This is a genomic window from Pelagibius sp., from assembly GCF_028289705.1.
Lineage (GTDB): Bacteria > Pseudomonadota > Alphaproteobacteria > Kiloniellales > Kiloniellaceae > Pelagibius.
Genome location: NZ_JANQOI010000038.1, coordinates 1 through 25883, shown reverse-complemented (window position 1 = coordinate 25883; position 25883 = coordinate 1). Strand labels below are relative to the sequence as shown.

At 65.6% G+C, this 25883-nt stretch carries 23 protein-coding genes and 1 tRNA gene; 15 read left to right on the top strand and 9 right to left on the bottom strand.

Annotation, left to right across the window (positions count from 1 at the left end; translation table 11 throughout):
• The 4 genes from clpA to Q0996_RS04895 all read left to right on the top strand — a co-directional run bounded on the left by clpA (position 1) and on the right by Q0996_RS04895 (position 6224).
• A complete protein-coding gene (clpA, locus tag Q0996_RS04910; RefSeq protein WP_299616618.1) occupies positions 1-2346 on the top strand; it encodes an ATP-dependent Clp protease ATP-binding subunit ClpA in 2346 nt (781 codons plus the stop codon).
• 404 nt (positions 2347-2750) lie between these two features.
• Entirely contained in the window at positions 2751-3794 is a 1044-nt protein-coding gene (locus tag Q0996_RS04905; protein ID WP_299616617.1) for a HAMP domain-containing sensor histidine kinase, read from the top strand.
• Positions 3795-3854: 60 nt separating this feature from the next.
• Positions 3855-4319 (top strand): PleD family two-component system response regulator, encoded by a 465-nt coding sequence (locus Q0996_RS04900; protein ID WP_299616616.1) that lies wholly within the window; start codon positions 3855-3857, stop codon positions 4317-4319.
• A gap of 780 nt (positions 4320-5099) precedes the next feature.
• A complete protein-coding gene (locus Q0996_RS04895) occupies positions 5100-6224 on the top strand; it encodes a hypothetical protein (RefSeq protein ID WP_299616615.1) in 1125 nt (374 codons plus the stop codon).
• Between the two features lie 350 nt (positions 6225-6574).
• Here the strand turns inward: Q0996_RS04895 and Q0996_RS04890 are convergent, their stop codons facing one another.
• Positions 6575-7534 (bottom strand): ribonucleotide-diphosphate reductase subunit beta, encoded by a 960-nt coding sequence (locus tag Q0996_RS04890; RefSeq protein WP_299616614.1) that lies wholly within the window; start codon positions 7532-7534, stop codon positions 6575-6577.
• A 212-nt stretch (positions 7535-7746) separates the two neighbouring features.
• Positions 7747-9807, bottom strand: a complete 2061-nt coding sequence (locus tag Q0996_RS04885; protein ID WP_299616612.1) for a ribonucleoside-diphosphate reductase subunit alpha — start codon at positions 9805-9807, stop codon at positions 7747-7749.
• Positions 9808-10039: 232 nt separating this feature from the next.
• Here Q0996_RS04885 and Q0996_RS04880 point away from each other — a divergent pair, with 232 nt between their 5' ends.
• Positions 10040-10759, top strand: a complete 720-nt coding sequence (locus Q0996_RS04880) for an SOS response-associated peptidase (protein ID WP_299616610.1) — start codon at positions 10040-10042, stop codon at positions 10757-10759.
• A 13-nt stretch (positions 10760-10772) separates the two neighbouring features.
• Here Q0996_RS04880 and Q0996_RS04875 read toward each other — a convergent pair whose 3' ends face one another.
• On the bottom strand, positions 10773-11825 hold the full coding sequence (locus Q0996_RS04875; protein ID WP_299616608.1) for a hypothetical protein: 1053 nt from the start codon (positions 11823-11825) through the stop codon (positions 10773-10775).
• The gene (locus tag Q0996_RS04870) at positions 11825-12778 is read right to left on the bottom strand and encodes a glycosyltransferase family 9 protein (RefSeq protein ID WP_299616606.1); all 954 of its coding nucleotides are present in this window, start codon (positions 12776-12778) and stop codon (positions 11825-11827) included. Before Q0996_RS04870 ends, Q0996_RS04875 begins: the two co-directional genes overlap by 1 nt.
• Before the next feature lie 367 nt (positions 12779-13145).
• Between Q0996_RS04870 and Q0996_RS04865 the strand changes: the two genes are divergently transcribed.
• The 5 genes from Q0996_RS04865 (at position 13146) to Q0996_RS04845 (ending at position 17320) form a co-directional block, all read left to right on the top strand.
• Complete coding sequence (locus Q0996_RS04865) at positions 13146-14108, top strand: sulfurtransferase (RefSeq protein ID WP_299616605.1); 963 nt, start codon at positions 13146-13148, stop codon at positions 14106-14108.
• A 138-nt stretch (positions 14109-14246) separates the two neighbouring features.
• Positions 14247-15467: a YeeE/YedE family protein gene (locus Q0996_RS04860; RefSeq protein ID WP_299616604.1), complete on the top strand. Its 1221-nt coding sequence runs from the start codon at positions 14247-14249 to the stop codon at positions 15465-15467.
• 123 nt (positions 15468-15590) lie between these two features.
• Positions 15591-15746, top strand: a complete 156-nt coding sequence (locus Q0996_RS04855) for a hypothetical protein (protein ID WP_299616603.1) — start codon at positions 15591-15593, stop codon at positions 15744-15746.
• A 51-nt stretch (positions 15747-15797) separates the two neighbouring features.
• Complete coding sequence (locus Q0996_RS04850; RefSeq protein ID WP_299616601.1) at positions 15798-15941, top strand: hypothetical protein; 144 nt, start codon at positions 15798-15800, stop codon at positions 15939-15941.
• Positions 15942-16300: 359 nt separating this feature from the next.
• Positions 16301-17320 carry a hypothetical protein gene (locus tag Q0996_RS04845; RefSeq protein WP_299616599.1) on the top strand — a complete coding sequence of 340 codons (1020 nt, stop codon included), beginning with the start codon at positions 16301-16303 and terminating at the stop codon, positions 17318-17320.
• Between the two features lie 70 nt (positions 17321-17390).
• Here the strand turns inward: Q0996_RS04845 and Q0996_RS04840 are convergent, their stop codons facing one another.
• Entirely contained in the window at positions 17391-18995 is a 1605-nt protein-coding gene (locus tag Q0996_RS04840) for a S8 family serine peptidase (RefSeq protein ID WP_299616597.1), read from the bottom strand.
• A 277-nt stretch (positions 18996-19272) separates the two neighbouring features.
• Between Q0996_RS04840 and Q0996_RS04835 the strand changes: the two genes are divergently transcribed.
• Entirely contained in the window at positions 19273-19797 is a 525-nt protein-coding gene (locus Q0996_RS04835) for an RNA polymerase sigma factor (protein ID WP_299616595.1), read from the top strand.
• Between the two features lie 4 nt (positions 19798-19801).
• Positions 19802-20581, top strand: a complete 780-nt coding sequence (locus tag Q0996_RS04830) for a hypothetical protein (RefSeq protein WP_299616593.1) — start codon at positions 19802-19804, stop codon at positions 20579-20581.
• 36 nt (positions 20582-20617) lie between these two features.
• Here the strand turns inward: Q0996_RS04830 and Q0996_RS04825 are convergent, their stop codons facing one another.
• On the bottom strand, positions 20618-21325 hold the full coding sequence (locus tag Q0996_RS04825; RefSeq protein ID WP_299616591.1) for a hypothetical protein: 708 nt from the start codon (positions 21323-21325) through the stop codon (positions 20618-20620).
• Between the two features lie 212 nt (positions 21326-21537).
• On the opposite strand from Q0996_RS04825, the gene Q0996_RS04820 reads away from it, so the two are divergent.
• Together Q0996_RS04820 and Q0996_RS04815 are read left to right on the top strand one after the other, a co-directional pair.
• A complete protein-coding gene (locus Q0996_RS04820) occupies positions 21538-21939 on the top strand; it encodes a RidA family protein (protein WP_299616589.1) in 402 nt (133 codons plus the stop codon).
• A gap of 222 nt (positions 21940-22161) precedes the next feature.
• The gene (locus Q0996_RS04815; RefSeq protein WP_299616587.1) at positions 22162-23697 is read left to right on the top strand and encodes an alkaline phosphatase family protein; all 1536 of its coding nucleotides are present in this window, start codon (positions 22162-22164) and stop codon (positions 23695-23697) included.
• Positions 23698-23724: 27 nt separating this feature from the next.
• Here Q0996_RS04815 and Q0996_RS04810 read toward each other — a convergent pair whose 3' ends face one another.
• From Q0996_RS04810 to Q0996_RS04800, 3 genes are all read right to left on the bottom strand, one after another.
• Complete coding sequence (locus Q0996_RS04810) at positions 23725-24159, bottom strand: type II toxin-antitoxin system HicB family antitoxin (RefSeq protein WP_299616585.1); 435 nt, start codon at positions 24157-24159, stop codon at positions 23725-23727.
• A gap of 41 nt (positions 24160-24200) precedes the next feature.
• Positions 24201-24431, bottom strand: coding sequence for a type II toxin-antitoxin system HicA family toxin (locus tag Q0996_RS04805; protein WP_299616583.1), 231 nt, complete (start codon positions 24429-24431; stop codon positions 24201-24203).
• Positions 24432-24660: 229 nt separating this feature from the next.
• Positions 24661-24735, bottom strand: a tRNA-Val gene (locus Q0996_RS04800).
• Positions 24736-25249: 514 nt separating this feature from the next.
• Between Q0996_RS04800 and Q0996_RS04795 the strand changes: the two genes are divergently transcribed.
• Positions 25250-25883: histone H1-like repetitive region-containing protein (locus Q0996_RS04795; RefSeq protein ID WP_299616581.1), on the top strand; the 634-nt coding region annotated here is incomplete at its 3' end.

Sequence of the window (25883 nt, the reverse complement as noted above, 5' to 3'; positions counted from 1 at the left end):
ATGCTATCGGCAAACCTCGAGCAGACACTCCACCGAGCCCTGGCCGGCGCCAACGAAAGGCGGCACGAGTATGCGACGCTGGAACACCTGCTGCTTGCCCTGATCGACGATTCCGACGCGGTTTCCGTGCTGCGGGCCTGCAGCGTCGATCTGGAGCGCCTGCGCGCCGACATCCTGGACTATATCGACAACGAACTCTCCAGCCTGATCACCGCGCAACTGGGCGATGCCAAGCCCACCGCCGGCTTCCAGCGGGTGCTGCAGCGTGCCGCGATCCACGTTCAGTCCTCCGGTCGCGAAGAAGTGACTGGCGCCAACGTGCTGGTCGCCATGTTCTCGGAGCGGGAGAGCCACGCGGTCTACTACCTCCAGGAACAGGAGATGACCCGCCTGGATGCGGTGAACTACATCAGCCATGGCATCGCCAAGGCCAAGGGCCACGAGGAGAGCCGCACCGTCGAGGGCGCCGACGAGGACGCCGAGGCGGAGAAGGTGGTGCGCAAGGGGCGCGAGGCGCTGGATGCCTACTGCGTCGACCTCAACCGCAAGGCCCGCGACGGGCGCATCGATCCGCTGATCGGGCGCAGCGACGAGATCGACCGCACCATCCAGGTGCTCTGCCGCCGCACCAAGAACAACCCCCTCTACGTCGGCGACCCCGGCGTCGGCAAGACCGCCATCGCCGAGGGCCTGGCGCGGCGCATCGTCGCGGGCGAGGTGCCGGAGGTGCTGAACGACGCCACCATCTTCGCCCTCGACATGGGGGCGCTGCTGGCGGGCACCCGCTACCGCGGCGACTTCGAGGAGCGCCTGAAGGCCGTGATCTCTGAGATCGAGGCCCAGGACAAGGCGATCCTCTTCATCGACGAGATCCACACGGTGATCGGCGCCGGGGCCACCTCCGGCGGCGCCATGGACGCCTCCAACCTGCTGAAGCCGGCCCTGCAGAGCGGCCTGCTGCGCTGCATCGGCTCCACCACCTACAAGGAATACCGCAGCTACTTCGAAAAGGACCGCGCCCTGGTGCGGCGCTTCCAGAAGATCGACATCATCGAGCCCTCGGTCGAGGACGCGGTGAAGATCCTGCGCGGCCTGAAGCCCTACTACGAAGACCACCACAACGTGCGCTTCACCCACGAGGCGATCCGCACGGCGGTGGAGCTTTCGGCGCGCTACATCGGCGACCGCAAGTTGCCGGACAAGGCCATCGACGTGATCGACGAGGTGGGCGCTTCGCAGATGCTGCTGCCGGAGTCCAAGCGCAAGAAGTCGGTCGGGGTGAAGGACGTGGAGGCGGTGGTCGCCAAGATCGCCCGCATCCCGCCGAAGTCCGTCTCCAAGGACGACCGCACGGCCCTGAAGAACCTGGAGCGCGACCTGAAGACCATGGTCTTCGGCCAGGACCAGGCGATCGCCGCGCTGTCGTCTTCGATCAAGCTTGCCCGTGCCGGCCTGCGCGAGCCGGAGAAGCCCATCGGCAGCTATCTCTTCTCCGGGCCCACCGGCGTCGGCAAGACCGAGGTGGCGCGCCAGCTCGCCCATTCCCTGGGCATCGAACTCACCCGCTTCGACATGTCGGAATACATGGAGCGGCACTCGGTCTCGCGCCTCATCGGTGCGCCGCCGGGCTATGTCGGCTTCGACCAGGGCGGCCTCCTGACCGATGCCATCGATCAGCATCCCCACTGCGTGCTGCTGCTGGACGAAATCGAGAAGGCCCATCCCGACCTCTTCTCCATCCTCTTGCAGGTCATGGACTACGGGAAGATGACCGACCACAACGGCAAGACGGTCGACTTCCGCAACGTGATCCTGATCATGACCACCAATGCCGGCGCCGCCGACATGGCCAAGCAGGCCATCGGCTTCGGGCGCGACCTGCGCACCGAGGACGGCGACGAGGCGATCAAGAAGCTCTTCACGCCGGAATTCCGCAACCGGCTGGACGCGATCATTCCCTTCGGCAACCTGCCGCCGGAGGTGGTCGCCCGGGTGGTCGACAAGTTCGTCATGCAGCTCGAAGCGCAGCTCGCCGACCGTCAGGTCACCATCGAGCTCAGCGACGAGGCGCGGGACTGGCTGGCCAAGAAGGGCTACGACAAGAAGTTCGGGGCCCGCCCGCTGGCCCGGGTGATCCAGGACCGGATCAAGAAACCCCTGGCCGAGGAGCTGCTGTTCGGCAAGCTGGCCAAGGGCGGCATCGCCCGGGTCACCATCGAAGACGGGATGCCCGCCTTCACCTATCCCGAGGGCAACGACCCCAAGGGCAAGGGCGGCAAGGGCCGCGGCGGCAAGAAGGGCCCCGGCAAGGGCCGCCGCAAGACCGAGGCCGCCCTGGCGGACTGACCGCCGGCGTAGCGACACCCGGAGGGCCCGGCCGCCTGACGGCGCCGGGCCCTTTCGTTTTTTGTGCCGCATCGTCTGAGACAGCCCTCAGCCGGCAGCGCCCCCTCCAGATCGCCGTCAGATCGAGCATCGTGGAAATAGTCCAGGCGGCATTCAATCCTGACGGCAAGTTCATGTGACTGCTGCGGCCCAGCCGCGTGGCGGAGGGGGCTTGAGGCCGTGGTTGCCCGGGATTCAGGGCTGCTCCGGTCAATTGGGCCGGAGATCTTTATCAGTCGTTAATCGGTCTCTGATTACTTGTTTTGACTAAATTCCGAATCCGGCGGCCCGCAGGGCCGATCCGCGATCGCGCATTCGAAGAGGCCGTCGTCGTACACGGTCGACAGCACAATGGAGTGGAGCCGATGTCCGCTGACCCAGTGAGCACGCGTTCGACGGCTGGCGATCGAAGTCTGGTCGCGAACATTGTCTTGGAACTGGTCTTCTTCAGCATCCTCTTCGCGATCCTGTTTGCCGCAATGGTGTCGGTGGAAGCATTCGAGTTGGCCTACGAGATGTCGCGAGACTACGAAGACTGGGAACTCGACGAGATCATCTTGGCCTTCTGTGCGATCGGCATCACCGGCTTCGCCTTTGTCGCGCGCCGCTGGTTTGTGGAGCGCCGTGACAAGAGGGAGATCGCCTTGCTGTCCGAAGATCTGATGGAGGCCCTGGAGCAGGCCAAGGCGGCGGACAAGGCGAAGTCGGCCTTTCTGGCCGGCCTCAGCCACGAACTGCGGACGCCGATCGTCGCCATCAACGGTTATGCCCACTTCATCGAATCGGGCGCGATGGGGCCGGTCGATCCCCGCTATTCGAACCATGCCAGGAGCATCCGCGAAAGCGGAGAGCATCTGCTGGCCATCGTGAACGACATCCTGGACGTGACCCGTATCCTGGCGGGCAAGGTCGAGCTCTATCCCCAGGACACCGACCTGCACGCACTCACCGAGGAGTGCTTCAAGTTCGTGCAGGGCCCGGCGCAGGATGGCGAGATCCGGCTGAACAACGCGGTTCCGGCGGGTTTTCCGACGCTGAGTGTCGATGGCCAGCGGTTCAAGCAGGTCCTCATCAATCTCGTTGCCAATGCCGTCAAGTTCTCGCCCTCCGGCGGCGAGGTCAGCGTCTCTGCCCGGGCGGAGGCCGGGGCTGCCGTTATCGAGGTGCGCGATCAGGGTGTCGGCATGGACCCGGGCGACGCCGAGCGCGCGATGGAACCCTTTACCCAGCTCGACAACGAGCTCTCCCGGAGCCACGAGGGCACCGGCCTCGGCCTGGCAATCGTCAAGCACTTCGTCGATCTGCATGGTGGAAGCGTCGCCCTCGATACCGCGCCGGGCAAGGGCCTGACGGCGATCATAATCCTGCCGCCATCCGCCTTCGCGGGCGCGGCCAGGGCGGCCGCCTGAGCGGGCCGGCCGGTGATGCCATGACGAAGCCGAGACGCAAGCGACCGTGAGGCTGTTCCGATGCCAGTGAAGCCCATCATTCTTGTTGAAGACAACGACAAGCTTCGCCGCCTTTACGTGGAGATGCTCGAGGGCGCCGGCTATGTGGTCATGAGCGCCAACAGCGGCGAAAAGGGGATTGAGCTGTTGCATAAGGTGTCCAGTCCGCAGCTCGTCATTCTGGACATCATGATGCCGGAAATGGACGGCATCGAAACCTGCGAGCGCATTCGCAAGCTGCAGACCGCCGATCCCTTCCCGATCGTTTTCCTCACCGCCATGGACAAGCCCGAGACTCTGCTGCGCTGCCTACGCGCCGGCGGCGACGACTACCTGATGAAATCCATGCCTCTGCCCATGGTCCTGGAGCGGCTGCAGGCCTGGATACGCAGGCGCTCCTTCGACGACATCGCCGCGCGCCGCGAGAAAGCGATCAAGGAGCTGGAGGCCATCACCGCCGAGGCCGAGGCCGGGGAGCGCTGGTAAGGCGCAGGGGGGCGGGGACGCGGCCCATGGCGGTCCGGGTAAACGCGCCAGCGTAGCAAGCGGCCCGGTATCGAAGGTGTATGGCTCACCTTCCCGCAGGGTTCGGTCGGCAGTTTCTTGCAAGCCGGTTACAGACACTATTGTCGTCCCGGGGCTTGTCCCCGGGACCCATTGGCGTCGGCACGTGGCAACCCGGACTGGGAGGATCTCTACGGCCGAATGAGCGGCTAGCGAGGGCAATGGGTCCCGGCAACAGGTGCCGGGACGACAGCCATCGGTTTCGTATACGGTGGGCCGCACAGATTCGGTCGTGCAAGTCCGCGGGTGACGGCCGGCGAAGGGCCCATCGTGTTCTCGACTGCCGTCAAAACATGCAACACTCAAGTTATAGACAAGACTGTCGTCCCGGGGCTTGTCCCCGGGACCCAATGGAGTCAGCGCGTGGCAATCCGGACTGGGATGATCTCTACGACCGAATGAATGGCTAGCCAGGGCAATGGGTCCCGGCAACACGTGCCGGGACGACAGCCATTGGTTTCGTTTGAGGTCGGTCGCATGTTCGATCACGCAGGTCCGCGGGTGACCGTCCGGCCTGAGTCGGTCTGTGACGTCCGTGGCTGAACAGGACAGGTCGGACGGCTTGCAGCGGGGTGAGTGTCACTCCCTCTCTCTTGGATTGGGAGGGCTGGGGCAGGAACGCTTCACCACTCATGGCCTCAAGACATAGGGGAGAGTAACCGCTATGGTTGGGTTCTCTGTTGCGAGGACGGGAGTGGTTTCTTGGGACTCATTGCCACACTTGGGTTGGCGAGGCCTGCGATCGCAGGGGCTGTGGTGCTCGCCTGCGCTTGCCTTCCACCGGAACTGACCGCTGAGGAGGCCGAGCACCACCTGAGACAGGCGGCACAGCACTTTGCCGATCTGGAAGACGAGAAGGCCAAGGCAATCCTGGAAGAGCTCGTATCAAGTGGTGTGACCGATGCGAAGGTGTTGCTTGGCTACCTCTATGCCGACCCTCTCTTCGAAGGGCGCGACTACGAGGAGGCGGTGGTTGCTTTCGAGGAGGCCGCGGCGGGCGGAAGTCACGAGGCGTTGTTCCAGTTGGCCGAGTCGCGCTTCTGGCCGGCCTACAGCGACTGGACGCTGACGGCGGACGAAGAGGCCATAAGGCCCACGCTGGAAGAAGTCCTCGTGCTACTGCGGCAGGTGGAGGAGAAGAGGCATTATGCGACCCGGTGGCGTCTTGCGCATCTCTGCATCTTCGGTGGCTATGACTGCGACGAGGAGACCACGAAAGAGGTTCTCGCAGGGATCACAAAGAATCTTGTTCTCGGCAACTTGCGCATGATTACAGGCGCTTTTCGCATTCTTGACCTGCAGCATTCCGCCAAGCCGGAGGCGCCTGTCGATCAAGAAACCGTTTTGTCGATCATTGCACTTGGGCTCGCGGCCGCTGACCCCTTTGTTGCCACGACGTTCTCTGAGGCAGCATGGCTCGGCCTAGAGAGCGCCGGCCATTGCCCGGATCCCAGGTCCATCGACGCGGCGAGCTGGCTACTGGCTTTGGAAGCAGACGCTGTGACGGTGCCTGATGGATGGGCTGAATTTGAGCATTGCTTTGACTCCGAGCAGGCGGCTGCCGTCAGGCAGTATCTTGTCTTGGCACTCGACAAGCTTGCGCGCGAATTCGGTAATGAGAACACTTGGCATCTGGAGACCTGCTACCAGGCACCGGAAGCCTCTACATTCGGCGACTGTCTGGTCTATGCCGTACGTCATCACTACTTCGCCTGCTCAAAGCTATCGATGATCGACTACTTTCACCGACGGCTCAAAGTCTACTACGCTTCGTCCAAGCGCTACGCGCGCTGCCGCGAACACATGCTCACTGCGCAAAAGCGATAAACCCGGACACATCCGCAGGCAATTCCGCCATGCCCGGCGTGCCCCGGGTATCCATGGCTGGGCAGGATCAGATGGTGCGCGCCGATCATTTGACCCTCAGATCAAGTCCTGAAACAGCCGTAGGGTTCGGTCGGCATTCTCTTGCAAGCCGGTTACAGACACTATTGTCGTCCCGGGGCTTGTCCCCGGGACCCAATGGCGTCAGCGCGTGGCAATCCGGACTGGGAGGATCTCTACGACCGAATGAGCAGCTAGCCAGGGCAATGGGTCCCGGCAACAGGTGCCGGGACGACAGTCATCGGCTTCTTCGAAGGTCGACCGCATGTTCGATCGCGCAAGTCGGAAACACTCTAGTCGAAGGCCTCTTCCCAGGTGCCGCGGGTGGCGGCTTTGGAGTATTCGGTGGCGCGGTTTTCGAAGAAGTTGGTGTGCTCGACGCCGTTGAGGATGGCGTCCAGCCAGGGCAGGGGGTTCTTCTCCGTGCGGTAGATCGGCTGCAGGCCGAGCTGGGTCAGGCGCCGGTCGGCGATGTAGCGGATGTAGGCCTTCACCTCGGCCGCCTCCAGCCCCTCGATGCCGCCCTGCTCGAAGGCGAGATCGATGAAGGCGTCCTCGTGGGTGACGATGGTCTCGCAGGCGCGGTAGAGGTCGCGTTCGAAGTCCTCGGTCCAGATCTCCGGGTTTTCCTCGATGAAGGTCTTGAACAGGCGGATCGCCGACTGGGTGTGCAGAGTCTCGTCACGCACCGACCAAGTGACGATCTGGCCCATGCCCTTCATCTTGTTGAAGCGCGGGAAGTTCAGCAGGATCGCGAAGCTGGCGAAGAGCTGCAGGCCCTCGGTGAAGGCGCCGAAGACGGCCAGCGTCTTGGCGATCTCCTCCTTTGTGTCGCAGCCGAACTCGTGCATGTAGTCGTATTTGTCCTTCATCGCCTTGTAGTGCAGGAAGGCGGAATACTCGGACTCCGGCATGCCGATGGTGTCCAGGAGGTGGGAGTAGGCGGCGATGTGCACCGTTTCCATGTTGGAAAAGGCCGCCAGCATCATCTGCACCTCGGTGGGCTGGAACACCCGGCTGTAGTGCTTCATGTAGCAGTTGTTCACTTCCACGTCGGACTGGGTGAAGAAGCGGAAGATCTGGGTCAGCAGGTTGCGCTCCGCGTCGGTGAGGTTGCGGTTCCAGTCCTTCACGTCGTCGGCCAGCGGCACCTCCTCCGGCAGCCAGTGGATGCGCTGCTGCATCAGCCAGGCGTCGTAGGCCCAGGGATAGCGGAAGGGTTTGTAGACCGGGCTGGCATCGAGCAGGGACATCACGTCTTCTCCCAAGGCGCGCCTCTTCTTGGTCGAGGCGCTGACTGTTTGCGTTCGCCGTCCGAACCGCGGGCGGCGTCGGGGGTTTTGGCGAATGAGGCCGGCGGTTCCCCCAAACCGCCGGCCCCGTTACCTCCGAAGTATTCCCAACGAACTCATAGACGTCTTCGGAGGCCTAAACCCACAATATCCCAGGCCGTGCCTGGATCGGCTTACTGACAGGCGAGGCACTCCTCGTAGTCGATCTTCGCGGCCGGCGTATCCTTCGAGGAGATCTTGCCGAGCAGGGGCACGGCCTTGGTCGCCGCCGCATCGGCCGCCTCTGCCGATTCGGCCCGCTGGATCGACTTCGAGCGGCAGTAGTAGAGGCTCTTCACGCCCTTCTTCCAGGCCTGGTAGTGGATCTGGTGCAGGTCGCGCTTGTGCACGTCGGCGGCCAGGAAGACGTTCAGCGACTGGGCCTGGCAGATGAATTCGGCGCGGTCGCCGGCGTGCTCGATCAGCCAGCGCTGGTCCAGCTCGAAGGCGGTCTTGAAGACGTCCTTCTCGTCGTCGCTGAGGAAGTCGAGATGCTGGACCGAGCCCTCGTTGACGGTGATGGAGGTCCAGACCTCCTCGTCGTTGCGGCCCTTCTCCTCCAGCAGGGATTCGAGATGCTTGTTGCGCACCGAGAAGGAGCCGGAAAGGGTCTTGTGGGTGTAGCTGTTGCCGGCAATGGGCTCGATGCCCGGCGAGGCGCCGCCGCAGATGATGGAGATGGAGGCCGTCGGTGCTATGGCCATCTTGTTGGAAAAGCGCTCCATGATGCCGAACTCCTCGGCATCGGGGCAGGGGCCGCGCTCCTCCGCCAGCTTGCGGGAGGCGGCGTCGGCGGCCTTGCGGACACCTGCGAAGATGCGCTTGTTCCAGACCTTGGCCATCACCCCCTCCATGGGGATGCGGTTGGCCTGCAGGAAGGAGTGGAAGCCCATGACGCCGAGGCCGACGGAGCGCTCGCGCATCGCCGAATAGGCGGCCCGCTCCATGGAGTCGGGGGCTTTCGCGATGAAGTCGCTCAGCACGTTGTCGAGGAAGCGCATGACGTCCTCGATGAAGCCCTCGTGGTCCTGCCACTCGAAGTAGGTCTCCAGGTTCAGCGAGGAGAGGCAGCAGACTGCGGTGCGGTCGACGCCGTGGTGGTCGACGCCGGTGGGCAGGGTGATCTCGCTGCAGAGGTTCGACATCTTCACCGTCAGGCCGGCCAGCTTGTGATGTTCTGGCATCTGCCGGTTCACGTGGTCGCCGTAGATGATGTAGGGCTCGCCGGTTTCGATGCGCGCGGTGAGGATGCGGATCCACAGCTCGCGGGCCTTCACCTTGCGGATCACCGCGTTGTCCTTGGGGCTCAAGAGGCCCCAGTCCTCGTCCTTCTCCACCGCGCGCATGAAGGCGTCGCTGATGACGATGCCGTGGTGCAGGTTCAGCGCCTTGCGGTTGGGATCGCCGCCGGTGGGCCGGCGCATCTCGATGAATTCCTCGATCTCCGGGTGCGAGATGGGGATGTAGCAGGCCGCCGAGCCGCGCCGCAGCGAGCCCTGGCTGATCGCCAGGGTCAGCGAATCCATCACCCGGATGAAGGGGATGATGCCGGAGGTCTTGCCGTTGTGGCCGACCTTCTCGCCGATGGAGCGCAGGTTGCCCCAGTAGCTGCCGATGCCGCCGCCGCGCGCCGCCAGCCAGACGTTCTCGTTCCACAGGCCGACGATGCCCTCCAGGCTGTCGCCGGCCTCGTTGAGAAAGCAGGAGATCGGCAGGCCGCGGCTGGTGCCGCCGTTGGAGAGCACCGGCGTCGCGGGCATGAACCAGAGCTGCGAGATGTAGTCGTAGAGCCGCTGGGCGTGATCGCTGTCGTCGGCGTAGTAGGCGGCCACGCGCGCGAAAAGATCCTGGAAGCTCTCGCCGGGCATCAAGTAGCGATCGGAGAGGGTCGCCTTGCCGAAGGCGGTCAGGAGGGCGTCGCGCTCCCGGTGGATGCGCACTTTGATGCCGCGCTCGTTCTGGAACTCGTCGCGGATCTGGCCGTTGCCCAGCAGTTCTTCGGAGTCGGACTCGCCTGTGGGCGAATCGGCGGAGATTGCCGTTGCGCCGTTGAGGGCCTGGCCATTGAGCGCTTGGCCGCTAAGCGCTTGGGGGGTGGGCTGATCGGGTTGCTTTTCAGTCGCGGCTTCGTTATCCACAGATTCCGGCGCGGTATCGACCGTCCGGGCGCGCCCGAAAATCCCCGATCCATCCATGTTTGTTTCCCCTCGGTTTCCACATTTGTGGACAGATTTACTGATGAAAGGCGGGGGTAAACCCACCATATCTAGCGCTGACGACCTGCCCCGGCACCAGATATGGACCAAATCTATCCAGCCGTCGTAAATCTGTCATCGTGAACAAAATAAGAACATTAATCATAGTAGCGTCTGGGACCGATCCCGCAAGGCTGGCGCCGCGGTTACCCACAGAGAAGATGGCTGAGCCATGTGCGGCCGCTTTCTGCTGACCGCGCCGGTGGAGGCGGTGCAGCGGCTGTTCGGTTTCCCGGAGTTGCCGAATCTGACCGCCCGCTACAACGTCGCTCCCGGCCAGGCGGTGGCGGCGATGCGTTTGGAGGCGGACCGCCAACGCCATTTCGTCTGGCTGCGCTGGGGCCTGGTGCCCTCCTGGTCCAGACCTGACCGTCCCGTGACGCCGCTCATCAATGCCCGGGCCGAGACGGTTGCGGAAAAGCCCTCCTTCCGGGCTGCCTTTCGCGCCCGGCGCTGCGTCGTCTTCGCCGATGGCTTTTACGAATGGCGTCAGGACGGCAACCGCCAGCCCTATTGCGTACGCCTCGCCGACGGCGGGCCCTTCGCCTTTGCCGCGCTCTGGGAGGAGGCCTTTCCCGGACCGTCCGGTGCGGCGGAGGGGCCAGGGGACGGAACGGTGGGCACCTGCGCCCTGATTACCACCAACGCCAATGCCAGGATGGCCAGGGTGCATCACCGCATGCCGGTGATCCTGTCTGCCGAATCGCTTGGCCGCTGGCTCGATCCGGCGAGCCGGCCGGAAGAACTGCTGGCGTTGCTGCGGCCCCTGCCGGAGGAGGCCGTCACCCTGACCCCGGTGTCGAAACGGGTGAACTCCGTCGAGAACGACGATGCCGGCCTGCTGGACGAGGAACGGCTGCCCGAAGCCCCCTCCCAGCTCAAGCTGTTCTAATGGCGGGCGCGGGCTAGGCCGTGTTCTGCTGGCTTTCGAAGAGGCGCTGGACCAGGTCCGGCGTGATCGACACTTCGGTGGTTTCGCCGGCGCCCGCATCGTCGCTCACCGCCGCGCCGACACTCTTCAGATAGGCGGCGATGGCATTGCGGGTGCGTGGCCCCATCAGGCCGTCGACGACCCCCGCATTGAAGCCGAGTTGGTTGAGGCTGTGCTGGACATACATGACCGTCGGCTTGTCGGCGAACACCCTTTCCTTGCGGGGCTGAAACTTCGAGGCCTGGGTCTTGCCCCGCTCCAATTCGGCCGGCGACATCTTGTTGGCGATGGCGGCGCGGACGTCCTTGGCGCTGGCGTGGCCGACCTGATCGGCCACCGAGAGCCAGGCATAGCCCCTTGCCATGTCAGTCGGGATGCCCAGGCCCGCCGCCTGCATCACGCCATAGGAGAAGGCGCCGTCGGCATAGCCCTGATCCGCGGCCTTGCCGTACCAGCGCGCCGCCCAGGCCAGGTTCCTGGTCACGCCGCGGCCGTTGGCATAGCACTCCGCCAGCAGGTACTGGGCCGGTGCGTAGTCCTGGTTGGCCGCGTCAGCCAGATAGGTGGCGGCGCGGACGTAGTCCTGCTCGACATTGTTGCCGTTGTAGTAAGCCGCGCCCACGGTGTACTGCGCGCGCCGCTCACCGCGCGCCGCCGCGGCGTTGATCCACTTGGCGCCGGCATTGAGGTCCTGATCGACCCCGCGGCCTTCGTTGTAGGCCTCGCCGAGTTCGAAAGCGGCGGGGCCGTGGCCGCGCTCGGCAGCTTCGCGGAACCGCTGGATTGCGTCTTCCTGCGAGCCGTTTTGCTGCAGTTCCAGGCCTTCATTGTAGAGCGCATCGAGCAGCTCGGAATCGGCCAGCGCGTCCTGTTCTGCGCTGGAGGCCGGCATTCCTTCGGCGTCCGACATCGTCTCGTTGGCTGAATCGAGGCTGTCCGTGACCTCGGTGCAGCCCGCAAAAGAGAGGCCCAGCAAAACCAGGACAGCCGCGGCGCCAAGGCCGCGGCCCGCAACGAACTTCATCATCATCTGGAAACCCCCGCAGATAGACGGCTTTCCAACACCGCTGGGCGCGGCGTGGCCCTTCTGTCGTCCTCTTCGTCAAGCAATGCGTTCACCGCGTCTTCCACCGCCTCCTGTGGAATGCATGCCATCTCCGTACCGCCGTGGTCTTGCGCGCGCAGCACGCGCCGGCGGCTGACCAGGGGCGCGAACTTCTCCGGCCGCGTCGGCCCGAACAGGGAAACCAGCGGGCAGTCCGCGGCTGCGAACATGTGGCCGACACCGGTATCGTTGGCGACGGCGACCGACAAACGCCGCGCCAGGGCAATGGTCAGGATGGGGGAGAGCTCGATGCCCTCGGTCGCTTCGTCCTGCAACGGCAGCAGCGCGTCCGGCAGGCGCCGGGACACGGTCTCGGCCCAGTCTGACTCCTGGGGACCGAGGAAGATCACCGGCACGCGCCCGGCGGCAAGCTGCGCCTCGGCGAGGGCCAAAAAGCGTTCCAGCGGCCAGCAGAGCAGCGTGCTGGGGCCGCCGGGCGAGAAACCGACATAGCTCCGCCCCGCCGGCAGCAGCCGTTCGGCCAGGCGGTCGAAGCGCAGATCGCAGACCAGGGGCGGCGAGGTGTCCGCCGGGCGGCCGCTGGCCAGTTCCACCAGTTCGAGCAGCCGGCCCACCGCCGCCGGGCCGGCCGGCCGCGCGGCGCCGGGCTGCAGTTCGGAGAAGCGGAACCTGGCTGTGCCGGAAACGAAGGTGCGGTGGGGAATGCGCTTCACCAGCAGGGTGGTGGCCACCCGCCGCTGGCTGTCGATGACGAGATCGAAGTGGCGGCCCTGCAGCGCCGTGCCGCGGAGTGGACGTGCCAGTAGCTCGGTCCAACTGCGGCCGACATCGGCCTCCTCCACCACCTCGTCGATGAGACCCTCCACCAGTGGCGCCAGCGCGTGGGCGTAGACCGAGCGGCCGCGCCCGGCCAACCATGTAATCTCAGCACTTGGGAAAGCGTTTCGCAGCGCGCGCACGAACGGCAGCCTGATCAAGCCGTCCCCGACCAGATCCAAGCCGACATAAACCAATACCGACCCCGGCGCATCGACAGCTGGAGACATCACCCCCATGTAAATACCAGATCGCTGCGGCCCGTGATGTAGTAATTCTCTGTTCAATCGACTGCTGCGCGAAACCGCAAGGGGCAAAATAGCGGCCTAAATAACGACTCAGAAACGTTATTTGAGAATGTTCTACGGCGTGCAATGATGAATTAGACAGGTGGGGCCGACAGGCCCCTTGCCATCATGCTCCGGGCCATCATCGCCCATGACCATCATTTAGGAGGATCGGACCATGCTGAAGTCGATTGCTCCCGCGGCCCTGCCCACAGTTCTGGCGGGCCTGCTTGTCACGCTCCTGGCCGGTGCGCCGGCGCCCGCCGCGGCCGCGGAACCGGGGCCGCTGGTGGATGTCGCCTGGGTCAAGGCCAACGCCGAGCGCGATGCGGTCCGGCTGCTGGACATCCGCAACAAGATCAGCGGCGGATCGGCGGCGGTCTTTGCACAAGGGCACATCCCCGGCTCGGTCTACAGCGACTACCTGCAGGACGGCTGGCGCAAGACTCAGGACGGAATTCCCGGACAGTTGCCGCCGATTGCCGATCTGGAGGCCCTGATCGGCGGCCTCGGCATCGGCAACGATCACCATGTTGTGATCGTCGCCGCCGGCGCCAGTGCCCTGGAAATGGGCAGCGCGACCCGCGTCTACTGGACCTTCAAGGTGCTGGGGCACGATGCCGTTTCGATCCTTGACGGCGGCTTCAGGGCCTATGCGGCCGATCCGGCCAACCCCATCGCCAGCGGCGCCGTGACCCCGCAGCCGGCGGTCTTTGTCGCGAACTTCCGTCCCGAGCTGGTCGCCGACCGCAGCGACGTGGTTGCGGCCATGACCTCCGGGACGGCGCTGGTCGACAACCGGCCGACGGCGCAGCATCTCGGCCAGAGCAGCCATCCGGCGGCGGCGCGGCCCGGGACCATCCCGGGGGCGCTCTCCGTTCCCGAAGGCCAGTTCACCGATGCTCGGGGCCGCTTCGTGGGCCGCGACCAGGTTGCGCAGCTCCTGAAGACTGCCGGGCTCGGCGATGCGGAGGAGGGGGCCATCACCTTCTGCAACACCGGGCACTGGGCCTCGCTCGGATGGTTTGCCCAGAGCGAGATCCTCGGGCGCAAGAACGTGCGCCTCTATGACGGCTCCATGGTGGACTGGACCGCCCAAAGCGACCTGCCGGTCGAAGTGAAGGGCACGGCCAAGCAATAGGCGGCAGCGGCGCGGCTGCTCATCCCGCCTCACAATGGCGTGGGCGGCAGTCGACAACGCCCGGCGGGACCGCTACTGAGTCGGCTTCGCTGCGGCGGTGACGGCAATGCATCAAGCATAGGGATTGGCTGACCCGCGATGGACATCTCGGCCTGGATCGAACGGCGCCCGGACTGGCGGGTTGTGGGACCGGCAGTGCTGCTGCTGGCGGTCGGCGCGCTGGCCATCGGCGACGGCTTCAGCGCGCGCATGGGCTGGCTCTATGTCCTGGGCGCGGCCCTGGGGCTGGTGCTCTACCATGCCGCCTTCGGCTTTGCCTCCGCCTGGCGGGTCTTCATTGCCGAGGGCCGTGGCGCGGGCCTGCGCGCGCAGATGGTGATGCTGGGGGTCGCCAGCCTGCTGTTTTTCCCGCTGATCGATCAGGGATCGTTCTTCAGCCAGCCGGTGGGCGGCGGCGCTGTCGCGCCGCTCGGCGTTTCGGTCGCCGTCGGCGCCGCCCTCTTCGGGGTCGGCATGCAGTTGGCCGGCGGCTGTGCTTCCGGCACGCTCTACACCGTGGGCGGCGGCTCGACCCATATGCTTTTCGCCCTGGTCTTCTTCATGGTCGGTTCGCTCATCGGCACCGCGCACATGCCCTGGTGGCTCGAGACGCCGAGCCTGGGCAGTGTTTCCATCCTGCGGGAGTGGGGCCTGTTCGGGGCGCTTGCCGCGCAGCTCGCCGTGCTTGCGGCCATTGCCCTGTTCACCCTCTGGGTGGAGCGCCGGCGGCAGCCTGGCGGGATACCTGCAGCGGCGGGCCCGCCGAGGCTCTGGCGCCGCCTGATCTCGGGGCCCTGGCCGCTGCTCTGGGGGGCCATGCTGCTTGCGGTCCTGAACGCCGTCACCCTGGTCTATGCCGGCCATCCCTGGACCATCAGCTTCGGCTACACCCTCTGGGGCGGCAAGCTGGCGACGGCGGCGGGCCTCGACCTCAGCGGCTGGGCCTTCTGGACCTGGCCGTTTCCCGAGCGGGCGCTGGCCGGCTCGGTCTTCGAGAACAGCACCTCGGTCATGAACTTCGGCGTCATCGTCGGCGCGCTCCTGGCGGCCGGACTGGCCGGGCGCTTCAACCCGGCTTGGCGGATGCCCTGGCGCCAGGTCCTGGCGGCCGCCCTCGGCGGCCTGCTCATGGGCTATGGGGCCCGCCTGGCCTACGGCTGCAACGTTGGCGCCTATTTCAGTGGCGTCGCTTCCGGCAGCCTGCACGGCTGGCTGTGGTTTGCCGCCGCCCTGGGGGGCAGCTACTTCGGCAACGCCCTCAGGCCCCTGTTCGGCCTCACCGGTGGTTTCGCCCGGCGGGCCGCGCCTCAGGCGGTCTGAGAACACAGTGTCAGGAATTATTTCCTTTAATTGAGAATTCTGACGCGCTCCCGGTGCGGTTGCGGCCAAGGGGTTTCATGCTTAACCCCTTGAAATGATTAGAACGATCCCCATATAGAGGGGATGTCAAAGTCTGTTTTCAAGAAGCCCGAGGTCTACGACACCGAGGAGTCGGTGGTGCGGCGCTGCCTGATGTGCCGCGACCACTTCGAGAGTTCCTGGCGGGGCGAACGTATTTGCAAACGCTGCAAGTCCACCGCCGCCTGGCGCGAGGGCTGAGTCCGGTGAACCGGATGCCGGCCCGGGTTCGTATATAGAGATATGAGACCGATGCAGAAGCCCGTCAGCCCCTATCTCAGGCGCCCGCTGCGTAGCCTGCAGGAGGTGCTGCGCGACCGGGGTTATTGCAGTGGCTGCCGCCCCCTGCCCGTGGCGCAGAATGCCAACGGGTTGCCAACCAAGCGCTCGGCCTGACAACCTCGCCCGGACCCTGGAGCGCGGTTCGGTCAAAGACATTCTCGACATTTGAGGCGTTTTCTTCGCAAGGGGCGCACCCCTCATCTCAACCCCTGCCTGGGACCGCCAAAGCCCCGCGCCGGCTTGGACGCGGTGCGCCGCCGCCGGCCATCCAATTCGTTTAGACAAAACGGCGGACTTCGATGAGCATCCGGGATATATAAACTCCGCGTCGGCGTTATCTCAGCAGGCTCATCTCTAGATGGCAGGCAGGGCCCGCACGCGGACCGGCAACGGACTTGCCGCCCAGGGGCGGCGACACAGCTTTACCGGGGTGGGGTATGGCTACGGGGGGAAAATGCTTCATCAGGGTGCCCATGACGGACGCTGAAGCAGCCATCGATCCAGCCATCAGAAAACGCCCCGGCGCGGCCCGTTTCGCGCGGCAACTCGCTACCGGTCTGGCCCTGCTGGCGGTCTCCGCCTGCGCCGGCACTCAGGACCGCACCTCCGACAACGATCTCGGCATCGCCAACGTCGACGTCGGCGACGGAGGCAACCGGGGCATCGATCTGGCACCGGCGCCTCTGCCGCGCTATGCCGCGGGCGAGCGCTTCCACTACACCGACGGGCGCATTGAGGAGGTGCTCGGTCTTGACGGGGATCGGGTGTTCTGGCGCAGGGTCGGAGGCTCGGACTTCACCGGCGAGCGCGACTTCATCCTGCCGCGGACCGCCTGGGTGTGGCGTGGCAAGGCGGGCAGCGATGTGTTGGAGGGCGCGCCACCGTCGCTCTGGCCGCTGCAGGTGGGCAAAGCTACGCGCCTGAGCGTGCGCCGCACGGTCACCGATACCGACGGGCAGAGCCAGTCCAGTTTGCGGGACTGGCGATGCCGCGTCGCCGACACAGTCCTGACCAAGGTCAGGATCGGCGCCTTTGAGACCTATGAGGTCCGCTGTGTGCGTTACGCCGACAACAACCCGGTTGAGGTGCGGATCTGGCACTATGCGCCCGAGGTCGCGCACTACATCCGCTATGAGCGGCGTCTGCACCGCCGCGCGCCGCTGATTCGCGAACTGGTGGCGATCGATCCTCCGGCGGACGCGATGAGCCAGCGCGTCCGGGCCCAGCAGGCAGAGGCCGTTCAGCAAAGCCTTGAGCAGCAGCCGCAGGGCGCCGCAATTCCCTGGGGTGACCCACGGGGCGCCAATGGGGCGGTAACGCCCCTGACGACCTTTCGCGGCGGGGACGGCCGCTACTGCCGCTCCTATCTCGTGACGCTGGTGGCAGAGGGGGCCAGGGACGGCCAGACGATCACACGCGGCTATCCCGCTCTGGCGTGCCGCGAGGCCGGCCAGTGGCTGCCCGGTTATCAGCGCGAGGCTCCCGCATCCTGATCCTACGGCCGTTCGCTTGGGTTTCGGCCAAGCGGACAGCCGACGGAAGACCGCGGCTGGCAAGGCTTGCTCAACGGCAGGACGTCTGGCCCTTCACGAGGCCCCAGCCGAACACCGAATCGCGGCCGGGGGCGCCCAGATCCTCGCTGTTCACACGCAGGTCGTCGACCAGGGCGGCAACGGTGGAAGCTTCCCCCGCTGCCGTTGATTGCAGCTTGGCAGCATCGGACTGCGCGGCCAGGGCGGTGACAAAAGCGGCGGCGAAGGAGGTGCCGCTGTAAAACTCCCCCCCGCCGTCGGCGGCGGCCCAGATGCCGACCCCCGGCGCCGAGAAGCTCAGGTAGTCGCCGCGGTTGGCGAAGCGATAGGGGCGCAGGTACTGATCGACCGCGGTCACGGCGAGGGTTTCCGTATAGGCGGCGGGATAGGCAGGGGCCGCACCGGGCCCGCCGTTGCCGGCGGCGGCCACCACGGCGATGCCCTGGTCGCTCGCCTGCAAGACGGCCCGTTCGATCAGCACATTGCTCGGGCCGGTCAGGCTGATGTTGATCACGGCCACGTCTTCTTTGATCAGCCAGTTAAAGGCACGCGCGATGTTGAGCGCACCGCCGAAGACCGGATCATCTTCGCTGCCCGCCATGACCCCGGCAGCCAACAGGCCGGCCTTGGGCATCAGGCCGGGAATGCCGGATGCCGGGTTTCCGACCAGGAGGGAAGCAACGGCTGTGCCGTGAGTCGACGCACTGACCTGCTCCTCGCCGATGAAATCCCGGCCCTCGATCTGGCGGTCGCGCAATGCCGGGTGGCGAGGGTCGACCGTCGCATCGACCATGCCGATCGTGATGCCGTCGCCGCAGGCCGGGCCCGCGGCGTCCCAACCGATCAACTCCTGACCGTAGCAGCGCATGCCCTCGCAGCTTTCGGCGGCGGTTCGATAGTAGCTGTTGAAGTCGAAGGCGACCTCGGGATGGCGTTCGCGCAGTTCCTCCAGGGCCTGCTGTTCGCTGAGTCCGGGCCGCACTTCCAAGCGCGCGACCCTGAGGCCGAGGTCGGGCAGTTCTTCGCTGTTGCGGAGGCGATAGCCCAGGCCGGCCAGATCGGCGAGCACCGTATCGGAGGGATCGACCGCCAGCACGATTTCCGGCTCGAAGGGGTTGCGGTCGCCGCCGCGGTCGCCGCTGATGGCTTCTTCTGCGAGCTCCCATTCGCCGAGCAACTCGGCTTCCTCTTCCTCGCTCAGTTCCTCCAGCTCTTCCAGCAGTTCCTCGAGCTCTTCTTCCTCGCCCTCTTCGCCCTCTTCGCTCTCGCCGTCCTCGCTGCCTTCGTCGTCTCCGCCGTCGTCGCCACCATCATCGCCGCCGTCATCCCCACCGTCGTCGCCGCCATCATCGCCGCCGCCATCATCGCCGCCGCCATCATCGCCGCCGCCATCATCGCCGCCACCGTCATCGCCGCCACCACCGTCATCGCCGCCGCCGTTGTCGCCACCGCCATTATCGCCGCCGCCATTGTCGTCGCCACCATCGTCGTCGCCACCATCGTCGTCGTCGTCGGCCAGGGCGGCGGCGAGATAGGACAGGGGGACGTCGCCGGGCGACTTCCGCAGCAGGCCGGGATCGAAGGAATACGCCAGGGCCCAAGCAAGCAGGGCGATGATGAAAGAGAGCGGTCGCACCAAAAGTTCTCGTCCCGAAAGCAGAAACCTGCACCCACGGTAAGCCCGCCGCCTGGCCTTCGGCCAACCGAAAAACGGCTGGTTAACTGAAGGAAGGCGGCGGTTTCGCCTCTGACAACGGCCGCCATGCGGCCTTATTCCCTTGTCATGGCAGAATTTCGGCAAATTATCTAAATAATCTGGCAATCGGCAGGGAATAGGCTGCCGGGCTGTCCCGTTGTCCTGGCACTTGGCGAGGATAGGGGACACTGGCAAGGCAACGGAACCACGTAGCGTAATGGACAACCTACACGGCCAGTTGATCTCCCTCCTCCCGCGTTTAAGGCGCTTTGCCTTTACGCTGACCGGCTCCATGGACGATGCAGAGGACGTCCTGCAGGCGGCCTGCGAGAAGGCGCTGAAGAGCCTAGATCGCTTTGAGAAAGGGACCAGGATGGACAGCTGGATGTATCGGATCATCCAGAACTGCTGGATCGATCAGGTGAGGGCCCGCAAGGTGCGCGGCTCCGTGGTGGAGATGGAGATCGCGGAGCGCGTTGCGGGCAGCGATGCGCGCCAGGAGACCGAGGCGCGGCTGACCCTGCGGCGAGTGCAGGAAAAGGTGGCCGAACTGCCGGAGGAGCAGCGGGTGCTGATCGCCATGGTCTCGGTCGAGGGCCTCTCCTACAAGGAGGCGGCGGCCGCCCTGGACATCCCGATCGGTACCGTTATGAGCCGTCTGGCCCGGGGCCGGCGACGCCTGCATGAGCTGTTGGAACTCCCAGGCACCGCCGCCGGCGCCGCAGGAGCGGCAGGAGATTGATGTCATGGTGAAACTAAACGATGAAACCCTGATGGCTTATGCCGACGGTGAGTTGAACGAGGCCGACCGCAAGGCGGTGGAAGCGGCGCTGGCCGACGACCCGGCGGCCCGCGAGGACCTGCGGGTCTTCGTGCAGAGCGCCGATGCGCTGCGCGGTGCCTTCGACGAAGCTCTGAAGGTGCCGCCCTCGGAAGAACTGCTGACCATGATCCGTGAGCACGAGGCAGGCACCAAGAGGGTTTCGTCCCTGGGTGGCCTTGCCGGGTTCTTCGGCGATCTGATGCGGCCGGCTCCGGCCTTGGCGGCGGGACTGGCCCTGGCCATCGGCCTTGGCAGTGGCGTCATCCTGACCGACAGCCCGATGTCTGACGAACCGCGGCCCGTTCTGGCCCGCGTCGGCGACGACGCGGTCGTTCAGGAGGCTCTGGAACGCTCGCCTAGCGGGCAGATGATCGACTTGGCCTCTTTGGACGGTAGCGCCCAGCACACCGTGTTGCCGCTGAGCAGCTTCATGGACCGCCGCGGCCACTTCTGCCGCGAGTACGAGGAGGTCATGGTCGCGCGTGGCGAAACCCATGCCACCTTCGGCGTGGCCTGCCGGGCCAGCGACGGGACCTGGCGTAACGAGGCGCTGATGGCGCATTGGCTGGCGGTGCCGGGGTCCAACGAGAAGTGGGTGCCGGCCGAGGGGGCCGACATCTCCCGCCTCATCGATGCGATGATCGACGGCGCGCCGATGACTGCGGCGGAGGAAGCCAACGCAATCGGCCGGGCCTGGCGCTAAGGACCCAAACCTAGCTAGGCGTAACGAGATACCGGCTTAGTAGGCCTTGGCAGCGGCCTGGCGGATGGCATCGCGCAGATCCGCCGGCAGGCCCCAGGAATAGCGCGTCAGGATTTCCCGGTGGAACTGGGCCCAGGCCGGGCTGCCGGGATCGCTCAGGCGCTTCTGCCACTTGCGCAGGGCGCGGCCGATTTCTGCGACATTGTGATAGTCCGGCCAGACCTTGCGCGCCTCGTCGAAGGCGGCGATGGCAGCGGTCACATCGTGTTCGATCAGCGCCTCGAAGCCGCTCCGTTCGGCGGCCGCGGCCAGGCTGGCGCGGTCGCTGCGGGCCGGGGCGGATGCGGGCGCGGTCTTGCTGGGCGGCGGCGTGCGCTGCGCCTGCTGCACGCTCTGCACCTGGGCGATCTCGCGGGAGAGGTTGCGCTCCAGGGTCTCCAGCTTGGTCTCGATGTCTTGGGCGATCTCAGGATTGGCGCCGTTGCCGGTGCTGGCCTGCTGGGCGTCCACCAGGGCGCGGATGTCGGCGATCTCCGCCAGGGCCTGGGATTCGATCTGCTCCACCTTGTCGCCGATCTTCAGGCCGAAGATGTCGACCTGGCGCTCGGACAGGATCTGGCGCACGTCTTCCTGATAGATCAGCACCACCACCGCCACCACCAGCGGCCAGAGAAAGGCCCTGAAATAGTCCAGGACCAAGCGGCCCAGGACATAGTCGTTCGCACTCTCAGTCGCACTTGCCATGGCTCGCGTCTCCCCGCGCACATCCCACCGGCGCAGCGCTACCCTGCGCCCGGTGAACACGAAAGTCTGTGAGGAAACGCACAGTCTACGGTGGTGCACCGACCAGCGTTGTCGGGCGCGCCGCTCTGGTCTGAACCCCCGTATTCGTGCGCTAATCGCAATCGGGGTCGACGTCCCTGACCTCCCGAGTCCTGATCCGCAGGAGGTTTCCAATGACTCTGACTCACTTGATCGTCCCGGATGCCGCACCGGCGCCGGCTTCGGCGAAGTACAGCCACGCAGTGAGAGCCGGGCCGTTTCTTTACGTGACCGGCCAGTTGCCGGCGGATCCGGACGATCCCGCGGCGGCGCTGCCGGAGGGGATCGCGGCGCAGACGCGGCTCTCGTTCAAGAACCTGGAGCGCATCCTGGCGCAGGCCGGTTTTGACTTCGCCGATACCGTCTTCGCGCGGATCTACCTGACCGACTTCGAGCGGGACTACGCCGGCATGAATGAAGTCTTCTTCGAGTACTTCCCGGACGAAGCGCGCCTGCCGGGGCGGACCACGGTGGGGGTGGCCGCCCTCGCGCGGGACGCCCTGGTTGAGATCGATCTGGTGCTCTACCGAGCCTGAACGACCATTCCAGACTCTGGCTGCTGATCGTAATCACAAAGACAGGAGATTCCGTGTTGCGGCGGATGCCTCTGTGACTGCAGTCTTCGGGTGTTCGAATCCCAGCCTGAACCCGGACGGTAAGATCGAAGCCGAATGGTCCGGTGGGAGACCGACGAAGAGCGGCTTCTGGAGTCGGCTGGAGCCGCTTCGACGAAAGTCGAAAACGCTATAGGACCCGCGATGACGAAGAGCGGTCGGCCCAACGTCCTGCTGATCACCGCCGACCAATGGCGCGGCGACTGCCTCTCCGCCATGGGCCATCCGGTGCTGCGCACGCCCAACATCGACCGCTTGGTGGGGGAGGGGGTGCTCTTCGCCAGGCACTATGCCGGGTCGGCGCCCTGTTCACCGGGCCGGGCCTGTCTCTACACCGGGCTCTACCTGATGAACCATCGGGTCTGTATCAACGGCACGCCGCTGGACCGGCGCCACGACACCATCGCGCTCGCGGCCCGGCGCGCCGGCTACGAGCCGACGCTCTTCGGCTACACCGACGCCGCCGCCGACCCGCGGGATTATGACGCCGGCGATCCGGCGCTCACCACCTACGAGGGGGTCTTGCCGGGCTTTGCGGTGCGTCAGGCGTTGCCCGATCACAGCAAGCCCTGGCTCTCCTGGCTGGCGCAACAGGGTGTCGATGTCTCCGGCGGCAAGGACTGGCTGAACCAGCCGCAGGGCGGCGCCAGCGAGCCGCCTACGACTGCGCCGCCGCTTTACGACCGCACCCAGACACAGACCGCTTTCCTCGTCGAGGCGTTCGCCCGCTGGCTCGGCGAGCAGACGCCGGAGCGGCCCTGGTTCGCGCATCTTTCCCTGCTGCGCCCGCATCCGCCCTTCGTGGTGCCGGCGCCCTTCAACGCGCTCTACGCGCCGGGCGCGGGGCCGGCCTTCGCCCGCCATTCCGGCTGGCAGAGGGAAGCGGCCGCTCATCCCTATCTGCGTTTTGCCATCGAGCGGCAGCAGAAAGGGACCTTCCTCCCGGGTCTGGAGGGACGGGTCTGCGATTGGGGGGCCGAGGCCTTCGACACCATCCGCGCCGTCTACTTCGGTATGGTGGCGGAGGTCGATGACCAGCTCGGCCGGGTCTGGGCGGCGCTGGAGGCCGCCGGCTTCTGGAACGACACCGTCATCGCGCTGACATCCGACCACGGGGAGATGATGGGGGACCACTGGATGCTGGGGAAGGGCGGCTTCTTCGACGCCAGCTATCACATCCCGCTGATCGTTCGCGATCCCCACCTGCCGGCGGCATTCGGCAGCCGGGTGGAGCGCTTCAGCGAGGCGGTGGATGTCATGCCCACGCTCCTCGATCTGCTCGGGGCACCGGTCCCGGCCCAGCTCGACGGCCGTTCGCTGGCCCCTTTCCTGCGCGGCGCGCCGCCGGCGGACTGGCGCGCGGCCGTGCACTGGGAGTACGACTTCCGCAACATCGAGACCCGCGATGCCGAAGCCCACTTCGGGCTGCCGCCGCACCGCTGCAACCTGACGGTCATCCGCGACGACGCAATGAAGTACGTCCACTTCGCCGGACTGCCCCCGCTGCTCTTCGACCTGGAGTGCGATCCCATGGAGTTGGAGAACCGGGCCGAGGACCCGGCCTATGCGGACCGGCGCCTGCACCTGGCCGAAGCGATGCTGGACTGGCGCGCCCGCCACCTCGACCAGTCTCTCGCCCTCACCCAGCTCACGGAAGGGGGGCCGGTGACGGCGGCATAGGGACAATGAACGCGTGCGGCACTGCCTTTAGGCCGCGCGCTCGACGCTGACCACTAGGCGCCGGCCCAACTTCTCCAGGGCATCCTCGACCAGCCCGATGTGACTGCGGTGGTCGAGGTCCAGCAGGCGGCGAATGTCCTTCTGGTCGCGGCCGGTCCGCTTGGACAGTTCGACCTGCGTCACGGCCTCTTCGCGCATGGCCTGGTAAAGGGCCAGCTTGGCGGCGGCCAGAGGTGGCAGGGCGACCCGGCCGTCACCCTTCCTGCGGCGGGGGAGGGGGAGGTCCCGACGGGCTTCGATATAGCCGCCCAGGGCGGCCAGGAGGCAGTCCAGGGCGCCGGACTCCGCCTCCTGGCGGCTGCGGCCGTCGGTGAGCGCTTCGGGCACGTCGGGGAAGGTCAGGAGGAAGAAGCCGCCCTCATCCTCCGTGACCATAAAGGGATAGGTCAATGCGGTTGCCATGAGTGTATTCCATGAGTGTTGGTGCGCGTGCTGTGTGGCGTTTAGAACTCTTCGGGGTCGATCTTCAATTGGCGGAGCATTGCAGCGAAGAGGCCTGGGCCGATTTCCTTTCTCGGGTCCTTCATGGTGGTGAAGTTCTTGCCGACATAAAGCCTGCCGTGCGAGCCCTTGCCTTTCCGCCCCTCATATTCGACCGCCAGACTTCTGGCTCTGCCGTAGCGCTTCGCGCGCTTGATGAACTCGTTGCCGTTCATGACCGCACGATAGGGCAAATATGCCCTATCTTCAAGGAGAATCAGGGCAGATATGCCCTTTTCAGTTATGGGGTGGTTTACGCGCGGGCTATTCCCCGCCGGATGCTGGGGTCCATGAACAACGGTATCGCGGGGCCGAAGGGAGGATGTTGGAGCCGGTCCGCCTACGCCGAGGCTTCGGCGGACAGACCTTCGCCCGAGATGCGGTTCCGGGTGGCCTGCCACCCGAAGCTCGAAGAGCGAAGGGTGGTGGGCGTACCTGGGATTGAACCAGGGACCTCTCCCGTGTGAAGGGAGCGCTCTCCCGCTGAGCTATACGCCCGCACTGGCGAGACCTTGCGGACCTTCGATTGAGGTCCTGGGCACTTCGGCGGCTCGTTCAGCGAGCTTTGCCGTCCCGCGCGGCAGCGTGGTGTAGGACAGGCGCCCGAAGCTGTCAAGACGCCCGGTTTCCGGCGGTCTTGGTCCCGCTCCAAGCAAAGCCGGGCGCTTCTCGTTACCAGCAAGAAACGAATGAGAAGACGACGCCGGACGGTCAAGTCTTCCTGCAAAGAAAAGACCCTCTTGTCTTGGCTACAAAGAGCGGCCCAGGGACTGGAGTTGCCGACACCGTTGTCCCCGAAAGGCGCGGTTTCCGGGGCTTCTGTCCGGTCCAATGGAGCGTCCAGTCGTCGTGCGGTTTATCCTCAATTCGTCCTAAGTCCGGAATACTGGCTACTGTCTTCCGTCTATTTCCCAGCCGTTTCGGTAATCCTTTATTAAGGCAATAGGGATTAGAACCCTTTGCCATTAGCCGAAATCCACTTGGGTTTTCAGAGTTTGACGAGGAAATAGCGATGGCTATCACTAGCAAACAGGCTTCCCGGAAGTCTGGTACCAGGGCGGTTCGCAAGACCGCCAAGAAGACCACCGCGCGCCGTTCCACGGCTCGCAAGACGGCAGCCCGGAAGTCGACGGCCCGGCGGACTACGGCCCGCAAGACCACGGCCCGCAAGACCACGGCCCGCAAGACCGCTGCTCGCAAGAGCCCGGCCCGGAAGACGGCGGCCAAGAAGCGCATCGTTCGCAAGAGCACGGCGCGGAAGTCCACCGCTCGGAAGAGCCCGGCCCGCAAGACGGCGGCCAAGAAGCGCATCGTTCGCAAGAGCACTGCGCGGAAGACCACCGCTCGCAAGAGCCCGGCCCGTAAGACGGCGGCCAAGAAGCGTATCGTTCGTAAGAGCACTGCGCGGAAGACCACCGCTCGCAAGAGCCCGGCTCGTAAGACGGCGGCCAAGAAGCGGGTTGTGCGTAAGAGCACCGCTCGCAAGACCACGGCTCGGAAGAGCCCGGCTCGTAAGACGGCGGCCAAGAAGCGGGTTGTGCGCAAGAGCACCGCTCGTAAGACCACCGCTCGCAAGAGCCCGGCTCGTAAGACGGCGGCCAAGAAGCGGGTTGTGCGTAAGAGCACCGCTCGCAAGACCACGGCTC